Below are 15458 nucleotides of genomic sequence, written 5' to 3' on the forward strand. Positions count from 1 at the left end.
TCAGGACGCCGCCGTTTCGAGCTGTTTCACGCGCGGCAGGATGTCATCGCGCAGCTTTTCCGGGGTCAGCGGGCCGACATGCTTGTAGCGGATGACGCCCTGGCGATCGACAATGAAGGTTTCCGGTGTGCCATAGACGCCGAAGTTGATCGCCACCCGCCCGTCCCGATCATGCGCGGAAAGCAGGTAGGGATCGCCATGTTCCTTGAGCCACTTCAGACCGGCGTCGCGCTCATCCTTGTAGTGCAGGCCGACCAGGGTCACCTGCCCGCTCTTCGCGAGTTCGACCAGCAACGGATGTTCCTGCCGGCACGACACGCACCACGATGCCCACACGTTCACCAGCCATACCTTGCCCTTCATGTCGGCCGGGGAGAAGGTCTTGCCCGGTTCCGCGAGCTGCGGTGCGCTGAACTGCGGTACCGGCTTGCCGATGAGCGGACTGGGTACCTCGCGCGGATTGAGGTAGAGACCGGCGAACAGGAAACCCGCCAGCACCAGGAAAAGGGCCAGCGGCCACAGATAGCGTTTCATGCGTGTTGCTCCCGCACCGGTGTGGCCGGACCGTCGCCGGCGGTCGCCCGGCGCGCGTCGCGCTGCGCGAGCTTGCGGTAACGACGGTCGGCCGCGGCGATCAGGCCGCCGATGGACATGATGAGCGCGCCGAACCAGATCCAGTTGACGAAAGGTTTGTAGAAGATGCGGACGATCCACGCCGGGCTGTCGGGCAATGGCTCGCCCATCGATACGTAGACGTCGCGCGTGAAACCGGAATCGATGGCCGCCTCGGTCATCGGCATCTGCGAAACGCGATACAGCCGCTTTTCGGGATGCAGCGTGGCGACCGGACGGCCGTCTCGAGTGACTTCGATGAGGCCGCGCGCGGCATCGTAATTCGGCCCGGCATGCTCGACCGCGCCCTGGAAGGTGAAGGTGTAGCCGGCCAGCGTGGCACTCTGGCCCGGCGCCATCTTCAGATCGGCGTTCTGTTCGAAGCCCTTCACCAGCGTGATGCCCACCACCGTGACCGCCACGCCGACATGGGCCAGCCACATGCCCCACCAGCCGCCGGGCAGCGCGCGTGCGCGTTCCAGCCAGTTCCCCTGGCCGTTGCGCACCTTCACGCGCTCGACGAATAGCTGAAGGCTGGAGGCGACGATCCACACTGCGGTGAATGCGCCCAGCCCGAGCATGGCATCCATGCGACCGGACAGCACGATCATCGCGATGGTTGCCGCCACGCTGACCGCAAACGCCCAGCGCAGTCGCACCACCAGGCCGGGCGCGTCATCCTTCTTCCAGCGCACGAAGGGGCCGATGGCCATCAGGAACAGCACCGGCGTCATCAGCGGCACGAACACCGCATTGAAATACGGTACGCCCACCGAAATCTTGCCCATGCCCAGCGCATCCAGGAACAGCGGATACAGCGTGCCCAGCAGCACGGCCGAGGTGGCGACCGCCAGCAGCACATTGTTGGCCAGCAGCGAGGTTTCGCGCGACAGCAGCGCGAAGCCGCCCCCCAGGCCGACCGCCGGCGCGCGTATCGCGAACAGCAGCAGCGAGCTGCCGATCACGAATACCAGCAGCGCGAGGATGAACACGCCGCGCTCGGGATCGGTGGCGAAGGCATGCACCGATGTGAGCACGCCGGAACGGACCAGGAAGGTGCCCAGCAGCGACAGCGAAAACGCCGCGATGGCCAGCAACACGGTCCAGCTCTTGAAGGCGCCGCGCTTTTCGGTAACCGCCAGCGAGTGGATCAGGGCGGTGCCGACCAGCCAGGGCATGAAGGACGCGTTCTCGACCGGATCCCAGAACCACCAGCCGCCCCAGCCCAGCTCGTAATAGGCCCAGTAGCTGCCGAGCGCGATGCCCAGCGTGAGGAATATCCAGGCGACCAGCGTCCATGGGCGCACTGCGCGCGCCCACGCGGCGTCCAGCCGGCCGCCGATGAGTGCCGCGATGGCGAACGCGAACGCGACCGAAAAGCCGACATAGCCCATGTACAGCATGGGCGGATGGAAAATCATGCCCGGATCCTGCAGCAGTGGATTCAGGTCGCGGCCATCGACCGCAGCCGGCAGCAGGCGGTCGAAGGGATTGGAACTGGCCAGCATGAAAGCAAGGAAACCGACCGCTATCCAGCCCAGCACGGCGAGTACGCGCGCCACCATGTCCAGCGGCAGCCGGCGCGAGAACACGCTCACCGCGAGCGCCCACAGCGACAGCATGAACATCCACAGCAGCAAGGACCCTTCGTGACTGCCCCAGGCGGCGGCGATGCGGTATTCGAGCGGCAGCGAGGAATTCGAATTGGTCGCGACGTTGAGCACCGAGAAATCATTCAGCACGAAGGACTGGATCTGACAGAACAGCGCGAAAGCAACGAACACGAAAACACCCTGCGTCAGCGGTCGCGCGCTGGACATCAGCCGCACGTCGCCGCGCTGCGCGCCGAACAGAGGCAGCACGGCGGTCAGCAGGGACAACGCCAGCGCGATCGCCAGCGAGAAATTACCCAGTTCGGGAAACATGTCGGAACCTCGTGATCCGTTGCGGGGCGGTGCCTATTGCACCACGGTGCTCTGGGCCTTCCTGGCCTGTTCGAGCGCATGCGCCGCCTCTGGCGGCATGTAATTCTCGTCGTGCTTGGCCAGCACTTCGCTGGCGGCGAACACGCCATCCTCGCGCAACTTGCCCTGGGCCACCACGCCCTTGCCCTCCTTGAACAGATCGGGCAGCGCACCGGTGTAGGTGACCGGGATGGCGTGTGCAGTGTCGGTCACGATGAAATGCACCGTGGTGCCATCGGGCTGACGTTGCAGGCTGCCGTCCTGCACCATGCCACCGATGCGGAAAGTGCGGTTCTGCGGCGCTTCCTTCGCTGCCACCTGGGTGGGGGTGAAGAAGAACACCATATTGTCGGAAAAGGCATTCAGCACCAGCGCGACGGCGCCGACCAGCAGCGCGACGCCCGCGCCGACCAGCGCCATGCGCTTGTGACGGGGTTTCATGAACCGGACCGCCTTTCCGCGTCGATGCGGGCCAGCGCCGCGTCCTGCGTCGCGAGCGCGCGGGCCTGCTTCGTGCGGCGTGCCAGCAGCAGCAGTTCCGCCGCAACGAGCAGCGCGGTCACGCCGTACGAGCCCCAGACGAAAAATCCATAGCCGCCCATTTCCCAGAATTGGCGGGCACTTTCCCAGTTCATGTCCTGCTGCCTCCTCCTTGGGCAAGCTGGCGCACCCAGTCGGTGTGCCGCTCGCGTTCGATCATGATGGCGCGTACCCGCAGCAGTGCTGCGCCCACGGTGTAGGCCCAGGCCGCGAGGGCCATCACCAGCATGCCCCACAGCATGGTGGTGGCCATGGTCGGGGCCGCCGTCAGGCTTACAGACGCGCCCTGATGCAGGGTGTTCCACCACTTCACCGAAAAATAGATGATGGGCACGTTCACCGCGCCCACGATGGCAATCAGCGCACCCGCGCGATCGGCGCGGCGCGGATCATCGATTGCCGCCTGCAACGCCATGTAGCCGCAGTAAAGGAAGAACAGGATGAGTTCCGACGTGAGGCGCGCATCCCACACCCAGTAGGTACCCCAGGTCGGCTTGCCCCAGAGCGCGCCGGTCCACAGCGCGACGAAGGCCCACAGCGCGCCGGTCGGCGCCAGTGCGCTGGACATCATGAAGGACAGCCGCGTATTGAAGATGAGCCCGACGATGCACCAGAAGGCCATCGCGAGATACACCACCATGGACATCCACGCGGCCGGCACGTGGATGAAGATGATGCGGTAGCTGTCGCCCTGGGTGGCATCGGTGGGCGCGACGAAAAAGCCGATGTAAAGACCGATGGCGCACAGCGCTGCCGCCAGCAGCCAACAGGGCCAGAGCAGACGCCCCGCGAGCGGATAGAAGGTCTGCGGGCTCGCGTAATGGAAGAGATTGAAGCCGGGAGCGCCTGGCAGGCGGGCGGCGGAAGACTGGGGTTCTGACATCTATGGACGGGTCACACCCGGTGTGCAGATTGCTCGCATGTCCGCGCTCAACGCACGGCCTCCGGTCATTGCTGACGAATTAACAAGTTTAACCGAGCGCGGCATCGCTCAGTCCTGGGCGATGCGCAGCGCGGCCGCGCTGGCCAGCGGCGCGACTGCCAGGGACACCAGCAGACACGCGCCCAGCAAGGCGAAGTTCCCATCCACGTCCAGCCCTGCACGCCAGCGATCGACCGCGCCGGCACCGAAGATGAGCACCGGCACATAAAGCGGCAGCACCAGCAGTGCAATCAACGCGCCGCCGCCGCGCAGACCCAGCGTCAGCGCGGCGCCGACCGCACCCAGGAGCGACAGCGTGGGCGTGCCGATCAACAGCGTGGCGCACACGATGCCGGTTTCCTGCGGTGACAGGCTGAACTGCAGCGCGATCAGCGGCGCGATGAGCACCAGTGGCAATCCGGTCAGCAGCCAGTAGGCGCACACCTTGGCGAGCACGATCACGGCCAGCGGCTCCACGGACAGCAACATCTGCTCCAGGGTTCCGTCCGCCTCGTCCGATTCGAACAGCCGGGTCACCGAAAGCAGCGTCGCGAGCAGTGCCGCCACCCACATGACACCGGCCGCAATCTGCGCAAGCTGCTCGGGCTCCGGACCCACACCCAGCGGAAACAGACTGGTCACCAGCAGGAAGAAGCCGAGCGCGGTCAGCACGTCGGCGCGGCGGCGCCAGGCCAGCAGCAGATCGCGGCGCAACACCGTGGCGAACACGCTCAGCATGCGTAGTCATCCAGATTCACGCACGCGCGGGTCGGCACGTCGATGTCCACCGGTTGATGCGTGGTGTAGATGACGGCGCCACCGCCACGCACGTGGGCGGCGATGGCGCCGGCAAGCTGGGCCACCGCGGCCGCGTCGAGCGCGGTGAACGGCTCGTCCAGCAGCCACAACGCAGCCCGTGTGCCGCACAGCAGACGCGCCAGCGCGACGCGGCGGCGCTGCCCCTGCGACAGATTCCGGGTGGCGACATCGAGGCGCGTGCGCAGGCCGATATCCACCAGTGCGCGCAGCGCGCGGTCAGCATCCAGCGCCTCGCCGGCGATGGCGGCCGAGAACCTGAGATTCTCGAGCGGCGTGAAATCATCCTTCACCGCATTGCGGTGGCCGAGGTAGAGCAGTCCGGCCTTCCAGTCGTCGCGCACTTCGCGCACCGGACGCGCGCGCCACATCAATTCGCCCGCCTCGGCCTCGCTCAGGCCGCACAGGATGCGCAGCAGACTGGTCTTGCCGGTGCCGTTGCCACCCGCCACCTGCAGCAGTTCGCCGGGCCTGACCGCCAGGTCGAGCCCGGCGAACAGGCGCACACGGCCGCGTGCGCAGGACAGCGCGCGGGCGGACAGCATCGGCGTATCGGCGGCATCGGCCATGGATGGACGGGCGATCGCGCGTGGCGACCCGGGGACGAAAAGGTCGTGGATTATCCCCGAATATGGTCATGCACCACCAACCCTGGCTGCGCATCGGGAAAGCCGACCGGGACGACGCCATGCCGTGACCGCCGCGCAATGGCGGGTTCGCATGCGAAGCATCGGCGGCGGCGCAGGCTGAAAACAAAAGCGGCTCGCGATTTCTCGCGAGCCGCAAAAAGAACCGGTACTGTCCGCTAGGTTTACCGGCCTCCCCATTGCTAGCCCCGCCGCGGAGACGGCCCGAGGAGCCTTCAAAACCCTCTCCACGAGGCTGGCATGGATTTCCTAGCAGGGTATGTGCCAAGCTGAACAAGCACAACAAGTCATTGATTATTCAATGAATCAAACTCTAGCCCTCGCAAGCATCCGGCCCGCTCGTTGCAGCCTGCATCGGGAATTTCGCCCTGCTTTGCGGATTCCATCGAAAACCCGCATGAAACCGGCTCTTGCTCGCGTCCTGGAATCGTTGAAATCGGCAACGCATCGTTGCAGCATGCAATTCATGAAGCTGCTGCCCCGATCCCTGCACGGCAAGATTCTGCTCGGCTACATCGTGCTGGGCGGCCTGTTCGTGCTGCTGGTGTTTGCCGCGCTCGACCAGGTCCGGCACCTGCTGTCGCGGGTGGACGACGAGCATCACGTGACCCGCATGCACGACGTGGTGCGCGAGGCCCGTCGGCTGGAGAAGAACTACCTGCTGTTCCGCAAGCCTTCGGAACTGAAGGCGGCGGTCGGCAAGGCGGAAGAGGCGCTGGCGCTGATGCGGCGGGATCGCGCGCTGATGCAGCGGGCGGCGCCGGGCTTTTCGCTGGACGAACTGGAACAGTCGCTGGCCGACTGGCGCGATCTTCTGGATGACCGCCTGCAGCGGCGCATACGCCCGGGCGATCCGATTTCTCCGCTGGAAGAGCGCATGACCGAGGTGGGCAAACAGGTGTTCGAGGAAAGCGAGCGCCTGTCCGACCAGGCGCGCGAAGCGATGCGGCGCGCCCTGTCCGGCCAGGAGTCGCAGCTTTACACCATCATGATCGCGGCCATCGCGCTGGTGCTGGTGATCGGGCAACTGGTGACGCGACGCGTGGTGGCGCCACTGCGCGAAGTGGAAAGCGATCTGGTCCGCGTCGGTACCGGCAATCAGGCCCGGCTCACGCCACGCGACCGCGACGACGAGATCGCCGCCCTGGTCAGCGCATTCAACCGTGCCCTGGGCGATCTGGAAGAGCGCCAGCTCGCGGTGCTGCGCACCGCCCGACTGGCGTCGCTGGGCACCATGCTGTCCGGCGTGGCCCACGAACTGAACAATCCGCTGTCCAACATTTCGCTCAGCGCGCAGTTGCTGCAGGAAGAAACCGAGAGCGCCGACCCGCGTCGGGTCGGCGGCTATGTCGAGCAGATCGACGATCAGGTCCAGCGCGCACAGCGCATCGTGCGCACCCTGCTCGATTTCGCGCGCGACAGCCATTTCGCCCGCATCACCCAGCCGCTGGCGCCACTGGTCGAGGAAACCATCGCGCTGCTGAGTGCGGAACAGCCCGACGCTGGCGAAGCGGTGATGCTGCGCGTCGAACCCGGACTGATGATCTATGCCGACGGTCAGCGCATGCAGCAGGCATTGCTCAACATCATCCGCAACGCGCTCGAAGCATGTATCGACGCTGGCCTGACGCCCCACATCACAGTGCGCGGATTGATGCGCGACGGTGGTACCGAAGTGACGGTCAGCGACAACGGTCCGGGCATCGATACGCGTAACCTGCAGCGCGTATTCGATCCTTTCTTCACCACAAAGCCGGTTGGCAAGGGGTCCGGACTCGGGCTTTTCGTGGTGCACGAGATCGCCGCCGAGCACGGTGGCAAGGCAGGCATACACAACAGACCGGAGGGTGGAACCCAGGTTTCACTGTGGATTCCGGCGGAGGAGACCCACTCATGAGCACTGCACAGGTATTGCTGGTCGACGATGAAGCGGTCGCGCGCGAAGGTCTGGCCACGGCGTTGCGGCGCGACGGCCTGGACGTGACCACCGCGGACAACGGTGAAGCCGCGCTGGCGCTGCTGCGCAGCCGGGAATTCGACGTTCTGCTCACCGACGTGAAGATGCCGGGCATGGACGGCCTCGAACTGCTCCGACGGGCGCACGAGAACTGGCCGGGCATGGAGGTACTGGTGGTGACCGGCTTCGCCACCACCGAATCGGCGGTGGAAGCGATGCGCGCGGGCGCCTTCTATTACGTGTCCAAGCCCTTCCGTCTGGGCGAAGTCCGCAAGCTGGTGCGCGAGGCGGCGGACAAGGCCCAGTTGCGGGCCGAGAACCAGCGCCTGCGCCAGCTCGTGGAAAGCGCCGCCGACGAACGCATCATCACGCGCGACGAGGGCATGCGCGGCATCCTCGATATCGCGCGCGGTGTGGCGCCGACCGACTGCAATGTGCTCATCGTGGGCGAAACCGGCACCGGCAAGGAACTGCTCGCGCGGCATCTGCACGCGCACAGCCGGCGTGCCAGCGGTCCGTTCGTCGCGGTGAATTGCGGCGCACTGACCGAGGACCTGCTGGCGAACGAGCTGTTCGGCCACGAGAAGGGTGCGTACACCGGAGCCCAGCAGGCGCGGGGCGGTCTGGTCGAAGCGGCGCAGGGCGGCACGCTGTTCCTCGACGAAGTCACGGAGATGTCGGCAGCGATGCAGGTGAAGCTGCTGCGGCTGCTGCAGGAACGCGAGTACCTTCGCGTCGGCGGCACCGAACCGCAGCGCGCCGACGTTCGCTTTCTCGCGGCGACCAACCGCGAACCGCGTGCCGCGGTCGAGGCCGGCCATTTCCGGCAGGACATCTATTTCCGCCTCAACGTGGTGACCTTGCAACTGCCGCCGCTGCGCGCGCGCCGCGGCGACATTCCGTTGCTGGCCCAGCAGTTCCTGCGGCGCGCAGCCCAGGCCATGGGCAAGGACGTGAGCGCGATCACGCCCGCCGCGATGCAGCGGCTCTGTGCCTACGACTATCCGGGCAATGTGCGCGAACTGGAGAACGTGATCGAACGCGGCGTGGCCCTGACCGGAGGCCGCATGCTGGGGGGCGAGGATCTGCCGGCAGGCCTCGGCGTCAACAATGGCGCCGCCCGTCCGGCCACCGGCGAAGTGCGGACGCTGGAAACCGTGGAACGTCTGCACATCCTCGACGTGCTGGCCAGCGTGGGTGGCAACCGCGCTCTGGCGGCGAGGCTGCTGGGCATAGACCGCGTATCCCTGTGGCGCAAGCTGCGCCGCTACGAGGAACAGGGCCTGATCGCGACCGACGAAACCGACGGCGCACTGCGCATGCGCGACGCAACCGTCTGAACGCACCATATCGGTGCGCAAAATGACCAGGCTCGACGGTTGGCATGGCCACCGGGCACGAGCCGCCGCCCTATGCGGACGTTTGCCCGGCGTGGCACGGATGATGCACTTGCCTGTGCACCCCGTATCGACGCAATGACGTGTTCGCCAACCTCAATCATCTGTCCCATCATGCCGCCTGGCGCCGCCAGCTCGAAATGCTGCTCGAGTCGACCGGCGAAGGCATCTACGGCATAGACCAGCGCGGACGCTGCATCTTCATCAACCGGGCCGGCGCAGAACTGATCGGCTTCGAACCGGACGAGGTGCTGGGTCGCAACATGCACTACCTCATCCATCACGCGCATTCCGATGGCCGCAATTACGACGTGCATGACTGCCCCATCTTCAAGGCCTTTCTCGAAGGCAAGGGCGTGCGCAGCGAATCGGAGGTGCTGTGGCGCCGCGACGGCACCCCCTTTCCTGCGGAGTACACCAGCTACCCGATACGCGACGCCGGCCAGATCGTGGGGGCCGTCGTCACCTTCGCCGACATCACCGAACGCAAGCGCGCGGAGGCCGTGCTGCGCGCCAACCAGATCGAACTGGAACGGCGCGTATCGGAGCGCACGGCGGCGCTGCAGGACGCGAACGCCCGCCTGCAGCAATCGCAAAGCGCGCTGCGAAGGCTGTCGGCCCACCTGCAGGAAGTCCGCGAAGAGGAGCGCACGCACATCGCACGCGAGGTGCACGACGAACTGGGCGCCTCGCTGACTGCGCTGCAGTTCGACCTGAACTGGCTGCGCCCGCGCCTGGCCGACGACGAGGCGCTGAACCGCAAGCTGGACGACATGATGACGGTCACCGGTCAGGCGCTCGGTGCGGTACGCCGCATCCTGACCGATCTGCGGCCCGGCGTGCTGGACCATCTCGGACTGTGGGCCGCGCTGGAATGGTTGCTGCAGGAGACCCAGACGCGCAGCGGATTGCGCGGCACCCTGGTGTCCACCGAAGGCGGTGGAGAACGCCGCCTCGGCCGGAGCGCGGAAATTGCGGTCTACCGCATCGTGCAGGAGGTGCTGACCAATGTGGTGCGACATGCCCAGGCGAGCGAAGTGATCGTCACGATAGGCGGAAGCCCCAGCGGTCTCGAACTGGACATCCGCGACGACGGCATCGGCATGCGGGTGCCGGCACAACCCACCTCGTTCGGGCTGCTCGGCATGTACGAACGTGCGCGCGCGCTCGGCGGGGAGCTGTCCATCGAAAGCACGCCGGGCAAAGGTACGTCGGTGCGATTGCGCGTGCCGGAGTCGACACGATGAAACGGGCTCGCGTCGTCATCGTCGACGATCACCTCATGCTGCGTCGCGGCATCGCGCAGATTCTTGGCGAGAATCCGGCCATCGAAGTGGTGGGCGAAGCCGCTGGCGGCCCCGATCTGATGCAGCTCCTGCGCAACGCCGCAGTGGATGTCGTGCTGCTGGACATCGCGCTGAACGACCGCGACGGCTTCGATGTGCTCAAGCAGATGCGCGGCGAGTTTCCGCGCATCGCGGCACTCATGCTGTCGACCTATCCGGAATCGCAGTTCGGCGTACGCGCGCTGAAAAGCGGGGCCGCCGGCTATCTGAACAAGGGCTGCTCGCCGGAACAGCTCTATGACGCGATTGCCAAGGCGGCGGCCGGACACCTCTATGTGACGCCGGAACTGGCGGAACGGCTGGCACTCGGCGTCCGGGCCGACACGCCGGCCAGCCCGCTGGACAGCCTGTCCAACCGGGAAATGCAGGTGCTCAAGCTGCTGGCGAGCGGGCATACGGTGGGCGACATCGCGCGCGAGCTGTCACTGTCGGTCAATACCATCAGCACCTATCGCGCACGGCTGTTCGAAAAGCTGGCCATCAAGAATCCGATGGAACTGGTGAGCTTTGCGGCACGCCATCAACTGGTGACGCTGTAGCCGGCGGCGCGCGGCATGCGCGCTCAGATGTCGCCGAAAGTGCGTGCCAGCAGGTGATGCCCCGGGTGATCGGAAGGCAGCAACTCACCCAGGCGCTGCAGCGCATCCACAGCCTCCGGATACTGGCCCAGGTGATTCAGCAGAAGGTCGGGATCGTTCACGTGGAAGATGGCGTCGGACAGCCGGGATTCCAGACAGTCACGCCACGCTCTCAGCAAGGGGCTTTCGGTGCGCGGCAGGAAGGCGCCGCGATAGCAGGCGAGCGCACTTTCGATGCGGCCGGCGTCCAGCGCCTGTTCCAGATCGCGGAAATCCGCCTGCCAATTGACCAGCAGACGATAGGGACGCGAGCCGATTGCACCGCCCAGGCGCTCGCGCAGTTGCGACACTTCGGTCTTGAGGGTCGCCAGACTGACCGGGCGGTCGCCGTACAGCGCAGCATGCAGGCGCTCCAGGTCCAGTCCTTCGGGATGCAGTGCGAGCAAGCACAGGATTTCGAGCTGGCGCGGCGACAGCGGCAGCGGACGGCCTTGCAGCGTCGCCTGCGGCGTGCCCAGCATGCGCAGGCGCAGGACCGGCACGGTATTCAGCGACTGCAGTGCCTGCGACACCCGATGCGCGAAACGCTCGACCGCGTGCAGCGCAAGCGGCGAATGGCGGTTCCAGGTGGTGGACAGATCGACCACGCCCATCACCTCCCCGCTGCCGGCATCCCGCACCGGCGCCGCGTAGCACACCCAGTCCTGGACGGCGGGAATGAAATGTTCTGCGGAAAACACGCTGGAGGGCCGCCGGTAGCGCAATGCCAGCGCCAGGGCGTTGGTGCCGACCGAACGCTCGTCCCAGCGGCCGCCCGGCACGAAGTGCACGCGCTCGGCGCGGGTGCGCATGCTGCGGCTGCACCCGGTCCACAGCAGCCTGCCCTCGGCATCGCTCACCGCCGCCACCATGCCGCTTTCGCGCGCCACCGTCTCCAGCTCATCAACGCAGGAGGCAACCGCCCGACCGTAGGGCGTCTGGCTCCAGTCGTTGGCGCACTGGTCGAGCGGCGCGGCCGATCGCGTCTCGGGCACGGCTTCGCGAGACCGTTGCCAGGATCCGGCGATATCCATGCCGACGACGACCTTACGCTCGTCTGGCGAACCGTCGCCGCGGCGGATAGACTCTATGCGCCTGCGGCGTTCCGCAAGACTGGTCACTGAACCTTTCATCTGCCTCGCTCCACCACACTTACCTACCGGACACCTACCTGCGACGGGTTAGCGTGCGCAGTGACCCTTAGTTGTTCTGTGCCTATTGTCGCGGAATCCGAGGGCAATCCACAACACGAGGAGGATTACCATGCGTTACGCTGATCCCGGACAACCCGGTTCCAAAATCACCTTCAAGCAACGCTACGACAATTTCATCGGTGGCAAGTGGGTGCCGCCGGTGGAAGGCCAGTATTTCGACAACGTCTCCCCGGTGACCGGCAAGGTGTTCTGCCAGGCCGCCCGCTCGCAGGCCGCCGACATCGATCTGGCGCTGGATGCCGCCCACAAGGCGCGCGAAGCCTGGGGACGCACGGCGCCGGCCGCTCGCGCCGCCGTGCTGCTGAAAATCGCTGACCGTCTGGAAGCCAACCTCGAAATGCTGGCGGTTGCGGAAACCTGGGACAACGGCAAGCCCATCCGCGAAACGCTGGCTGCCGACATCCCGCTGGCGATCGACCACTTCCGCTACTACGCCGGCTGCATCCGCGCGCAGGAAGGTTCGCTGTCCGAGATCGACGACGACACCGTGGCCTACCACTTCCACGAGCCGCTGGGCGTGGTCGGCCAGATCATCCCGTGGAACTTCCCCATCCTGATGGCCGCCTGGAAGCTGGCCCCGGCACTCGCCGCAGGCAACTGCATCGTGCTCAAGCCGGCGGAACAGACGCCGGTGTCCATCATGGTGCTGGCCGAGCTGATCGCCGACATCCTGCCGCCGGGCGTGCTGAACATCGTCAATGGCTTCGGCATCGAGGCCGGCAAGCCGCTGGCCACCAGCCCGCGCATCGCCAAGATCGCCTTCACCGGTGAAACCACCACCGGCCGCCTCATCCTGCAATACGCGTCGCAGAACATCATCCCGTCGACGGTCGAACTGGGCGGCAAGTCGCCCAACATCTTCTTCGACGACGTGATGGCGCAGGACGACGAATTCTTCGACAAATGCCTTGAAGGTTTCGCCATGTTCTCGCTGAACCAGGGCGAAGTGTGCACCTGCCCGAGCCGCGCGCTGGTGCAGGAATCGATCGCCGACAAGTTCATCGAGCGCGCCATCGCCCGCGTGGCCAAGGTGCGTGGCGGCCATCCGCTGGACACCGACACCATGATCGGCGCCCAGGCCAGTTCCGACCAGCAGGAAAAAATCCTGTCCTACATCGACATCGGCCGCAAGGAAGGCGCGCAGGTGCTGATCGGCGGCAGCAAGCGCGAGGAATCGGAAACGAGCGGCTACTACGTTCAGCCCACCGTGCTGAAGGGCCACAACAAGATGCGCATCTTCCAGGAAGAGATCTTCGGCCCGGTGCTCGCGCTGACCACCTTCAAGGACGAAGCCGACGCGCTGGCGATCGCCAATGACACGATGTTCGGCCTCGGTGCCGGTGTGTGGTCGCGTTCGGTGCATCGCACCTACCGCTTCGGCCGCAACATCCAGGCGGGTCGTGTATGGACCAACTGCTACCACCTGTACCCGGCGCACGCCGCGTTCGGCGGCTACAAGCAGTCGGGCATCGGCCGCGAGACTCACAAGATGATGCTGGACCACTACCAGCAGACGAAGAACATGCTGGTGAGCTATTCGCCGAAGGCACTGGGCTTCTTCTGATCGATGCCGTGCAGCGAGGGGCGCCTGATGGCGCCCCTTTTTTGTTTCCACCGCCGGCTGAAGGCACAATGGGTCGAACGCTGCGCCCCAAAGCGCAGTCCATGACAGATCACGGTCCGCACCGGAGCAGGAGGAGAACCCATGGTTACTCGCGTCACCGCCACACCAGAGGCGCTGGAATGGATTGCCAAACTGGCGAAGAAGCATGGTCCGCTGCTGTTCCATCAGAGCGGCGGCTGCTGCGACGGCAGTGCACCTATGTGCTATCCGCGCGATGAATTCAAGCTCGGCAGCTCGGATGTCGTGCTGGGAGAAATCGGCGGTACACCGTTCTGCATGAGCGCGGCGCAGTTCGAGTACTGGCAGCACACGCACCTCATCATCGACGTCGTACCGGGGCGCGGCTCGGGCTTCTCCATCGAGTCACCCGAAGGCGTCCGCTTCCTGACCCGCTCCCGGCTGTACGAACCCGACGAGGAGGCCGAACTCGAAAAGCTCGGTCCCCCACCCCGCGGCGACACCGTATCGTTCGCCTGAACCGCGAACGAGGCCGGCGGCCCGCATCGGCCGCATCGCGGCCAGAGGCCGCTCCCACAAGAACTCGCGACAAACACGAGCGGCGCCCGGGTCTGGTGGGAGCGGGCTTGCCCGCGATGCGGCTTCAAACGAAGCCGGCGGTGCGCATCGGCCGCATCGCGGCCAGAGGCCGCTCCCACAAGAACTCGCACGGACCGCGAACGGAGCCAGGTTTTCGTGGGAGCGGGCTTGCCCGCGATCCAGCTTCAAACGAAGCCCGCGGCCCGCATCGGCCGCATCGCGGCCAGAGGCCGCTCCCACAGGAACTCGCGACAAACACGAACGGAGCCCGGGTCTGGTGGAGCGGGCTTGCCCGCGATGCGGCTTCAAACGAAGCCGGCGACCCGCATCGGCCGCATCGCGGCCAGAGGCCGCTCCCACAAGAACTCGCGACAAACACGAGCGGAGCCAGGGTCTGGTGGGAGCGGGCTTGCCCGCGATGCAGCTTCAAACGAAGCCGTCGGCCGGCATGCGCCGTATCGCGGCCAGAGGCCGCTCCCACAAGAACTCGCGACAAACACGAGCGGAGCCAGGGTTTGGTGGGAGCGGGCTTGCCCGCGATGCAGCTTTAAACGAAGCCCGCGGTACGCATGAGCCGTATCGCGGCCAGAGGCCGCTCCCACAAGAACTCACGACAAACACGAGCGGCGCCCGGGTTTGGTGGGAGCGGGCTTGCCCGCGATGCAGCTTCAAACGAAGCCCGCGGTGCGCATCGGCCGTATCGCGGCCAGAGGCCGCTCCCACAAAAGCTCGCGACAAACACGAGCGGAGCCAGGGTTTGGTGGGAGCGGGCTTACCCGCGATGCAGCTTCGAACTAAGCCGTCGGCCGGCATGCGCCGCATCGCGGCCAGAGGCCGCTCCCACAAGAACTCGCGACAAACACGAGCGGAGCCAGGGTTTGGTGGGAGCGGGCTTGCCCGCGATGCAGCTTCAAACGAAGCCGTCGGCCGGCATGCGCCGTATCGCGGCCAGAGGCCGCTCCCACAAGAACTCGCGACAAACACGAGCGGAGCCAGGGTTTGGTGGGAGCGGGCTTGCCCGCGATGCAGCTTCAAACGAAGCCTGCGGCCGGCATGAGCCGCATCGCGGCCACAGGCCGCTCCCACAAAAGCTCGCGACAAACACGAGCGGAGCCAGGGTTTGGTGGGAGCGGGCTTACCCGCGATGCAGCTTCGAACTAAGCCGTCGGCCGGCATGCGCCGCATCGCGGCCAGAGGCCGCTCCCACAAGAACTCGCGACAAACACGAGCGGAGCCAGGGTTTGGTGGGAGCGGGCTTGCCCGCG

The 15458-nt window shown here is 66.1% G+C and carries 14 protein-coding genes; 6 read left to right on the top strand and 8 right to left on the bottom strand.

Going from position 1 to position 15458, the window contains the following annotated elements; translation table 11 throughout:
* From A3Q7_RS0106835 to ccmA, 7 genes are all read right to left on the bottom strand, one after another.
* Positions 1-534 (bottom strand): DsbE family thiol:disulfide interchange protein, encoded by a 534-nt coding sequence (locus A3Q7_RS0106835; RefSeq protein WP_018411110.1) that lies wholly within the window; start codon positions 532-534, stop codon positions 1-3.
* Positions 531-2537, bottom strand: coding sequence for a heme lyase CcmF/NrfE family subunit (locus A3Q7_RS0106840; RefSeq protein ID WP_018411111.1), 2007 nt, complete (start codon positions 2535-2537; stop codon positions 531-533). Before A3Q7_RS0106840 ends, A3Q7_RS0106835 begins: the two co-directional genes overlap by 4 nt.
* A gap of 33 nt (positions 2538-2570) precedes the next feature.
* Positions 2571-3017 carry a cytochrome c maturation protein CcmE gene (gene ccmE / locus A3Q7_RS0106845; RefSeq protein ID WP_026224578.1) on the bottom strand — a complete coding sequence of 149 codons (447 nt, stop codon included), beginning with the start codon at positions 3015-3017 and terminating at the stop codon, positions 2571-2573.
* Positions 3014-3211 (bottom strand): heme exporter protein CcmD, encoded by a 198-nt coding sequence (gene ccmD, locus A3Q7_RS0106850; protein WP_018411113.1) that lies wholly within the window; start codon positions 3209-3211, stop codon positions 3014-3016. The genes ccmE and ccmD overlap by 4 nt, the downstream gene beginning before the upstream one ends.
* The gene (ccmC, locus tag A3Q7_RS0106855; protein ID WP_018411114.1) at positions 3208-3999 is read right to left on the bottom strand and encodes a heme ABC transporter permease CcmC; all 792 of its coding nucleotides are present in this window, start codon (positions 3997-3999) and stop codon (positions 3208-3210) included. Before ccmC ends, ccmD begins: the two co-directional genes overlap by 4 nt.
* Positions 4000-4107: 108 nt before the next feature.
* Positions 4108-4776, bottom strand: a complete 669-nt coding sequence (gene ccmB, locus A3Q7_RS0106860; RefSeq protein ID WP_018411115.1) for a heme exporter protein CcmB — start codon at positions 4774-4776, stop codon at positions 4108-4110.
* Complete coding sequence (gene ccmA / locus A3Q7_RS0106865) at positions 4770-5423, bottom strand: cytochrome c biogenesis heme-transporting ATPase CcmA (RefSeq protein ID WP_018411116.1); 654 nt, start codon at positions 5421-5423, stop codon at positions 4770-4772. The genes ccmB and ccmA overlap by 7 nt, the downstream gene beginning before the upstream one ends.
* Before the next feature lie 544 nt (positions 5424-5967).
* Here ccmA and A3Q7_RS0106870 point away from each other — a divergent pair.
* The 4 genes from A3Q7_RS0106870 to A3Q7_RS0106885 all read left to right on the top strand — a co-directional run bounded on the left by A3Q7_RS0106870 (position 5968) and on the right by A3Q7_RS0106885 (position 10740).
* Positions 5968-7398: a sensor histidine kinase gene (locus A3Q7_RS0106870; protein WP_026224579.1), complete on the top strand. Its 1431-nt coding sequence runs from the start codon at positions 5968-5970 to the stop codon at positions 7396-7398.
* Positions 7395-8798: a sigma-54-dependent transcriptional regulator gene (locus A3Q7_RS0106875; RefSeq protein ID WP_018411118.1), complete on the top strand. Its 1404-nt coding sequence runs from the start codon at positions 7395-7397 to the stop codon at positions 8796-8798. Before A3Q7_RS0106870 ends, A3Q7_RS0106875 begins: the two co-directional genes overlap by 4 nt.
* Positions 8799-8938: 140 nt before the next feature.
* Positions 8939-10102, top strand: a complete 1164-nt coding sequence (locus tag A3Q7_RS0106880) for a sensor histidine kinase (RefSeq protein WP_018411119.1) — start codon at positions 8939-8941, stop codon at positions 10100-10102.
* Positions 10099-10740, top strand: a complete 642-nt coding sequence (locus A3Q7_RS0106885; protein WP_018411120.1) for a response regulator — start codon at positions 10099-10101, stop codon at positions 10738-10740. Before A3Q7_RS0106880 ends, A3Q7_RS0106885 begins: the two co-directional genes overlap by 4 nt.
* A 23-nt stretch (positions 10741-10763) precedes the next feature.
* On the opposite strand, the gene A3Q7_RS0106890 is transcribed toward A3Q7_RS0106885, so the two are convergent.
* Complete coding sequence (locus A3Q7_RS0106890; RefSeq protein ID WP_026224580.1) at positions 10764-11951, bottom strand: GAF domain-containing protein; 1188 nt, start codon at positions 11949-11951, stop codon at positions 10764-10766.
* Positions 11952-12081: 130 nt separating this feature from the next.
* On the opposite strand from A3Q7_RS0106890, the gene adh reads away from it, so the two are divergent.
* Together adh and A3Q7_RS0106900 are read left to right on the top strand one after the other, a co-directional pair.
* Entirely contained in the window at positions 12082-13596 is a 1515-nt protein-coding gene (gene adh, locus A3Q7_RS0106895) for an aldehyde dehydrogenase (RefSeq protein WP_018411122.1), read from the top strand.
* Positions 13597-13737: 141 nt separating this feature from the next.
* Positions 13738-14133: a DUF779 domain-containing protein gene (locus A3Q7_RS0106900; protein WP_018411123.1), complete on the top strand. Its 396-nt coding sequence runs from the start codon at positions 13738-13740 to the stop codon at positions 14131-14133.
* The last annotated feature ends 1325 nt before the right edge of the window (positions 14134-15458 follow it).

The organism is Methyloversatilis thermotolerans (assembly GCF_000372885.1).
Classification (GTDB): domain Bacteria; phylum Pseudomonadota; class Gammaproteobacteria; order Burkholderiales; family Rhodocyclaceae; genus Methyloversatilis; species Methyloversatilis thermotolerans.

Excerpts from the sequence above, each read along its gene's own strand:
- A3Q7_RS0106890 (WP_026224580.1), bottom strand. The coding sequence starts at position 11,951 with ATGAAAGGTTCAGTGACCAGTCTTGCGGAACGCCGCAGGCGCATAGAG.
- A3Q7_RS0106870 (WP_026224579.1), top strand. The coding sequence starts at position 5,968 with ATGAAGCTGCTGCCCCGATCCCTGCACGGCAAGATTCTGCTCGGCTAC.
- adh (WP_018411122.1), top strand. The coding sequence starts at position 12,082 with ATGCGTTACGCTGATCCCGGACAACCCGGTTCCAAAATCACCTTCAAG.
- A3Q7_RS0106840 (WP_018411111.1), bottom strand. The coding sequence starts at position 2,537 with ATGTTTCCCGAACTGGGTAATTTCTCGCTGGCGATCGCGCTGGCGTTG.
- ccmC (WP_018411114.1), bottom strand. The coding sequence starts at position 3,999 with ATGTCAGAACCCCAGTCTTCCGCCGCCCGCCTGCCAGGCGCTCCCGGC.
- ccmB (WP_018411115.1), bottom strand. The coding sequence starts at position 4,776 with ATGCTGAGCGTGTTCGCCACGGTGTTGCGCCGCGATCTGCTGCTGGCC.
- A3Q7_RS0106875 (WP_018411118.1), top strand. The coding sequence starts at position 7,395 with ATGAGCACTGCACAGGTATTGCTGGTCGACGATGAAGCGGTCGCGCGC.
- ccmA (WP_018411116.1), bottom strand. The coding sequence starts at position 5,423 with ATGGCCGATGCCGCCGATACGCCGATGCTGTCCGCCCGCGCGCTGTCC.
- ccmD (WP_018411113.1), bottom strand. The coding sequence starts at position 3,211 with ATGAACTGGGAAAGTGCCCGCCAATTCTGGGAAATGGGCGGCTATGGA.
- A3Q7_RS0106885 (WP_018411120.1), top strand. The coding sequence starts at position 10,099 with ATGAAACGGGCTCGCGTCGTCATCGTCGACGATCACCTCATGCTGCGT.
- A3Q7_RS0106900 (WP_018411123.1), top strand. The coding sequence starts at position 13,738 with ATGGTTACTCGCGTCACCGCCACACCAGAGGCGCTGGAATGGATTGCC.
- A3Q7_RS0106835 (WP_018411110.1), bottom strand. The coding sequence starts at position 534 with ATGAAACGCTATCTGTGGCCGCTGGCCCTTTTCCTGGTGCTGGCGGGT.
- ccmE (WP_026224578.1), bottom strand. The coding sequence starts at position 3,017 with ATGAAACCCCGTCACAAGCGCATGGCGCTGGTCGGCGCGGGCGTCGCG.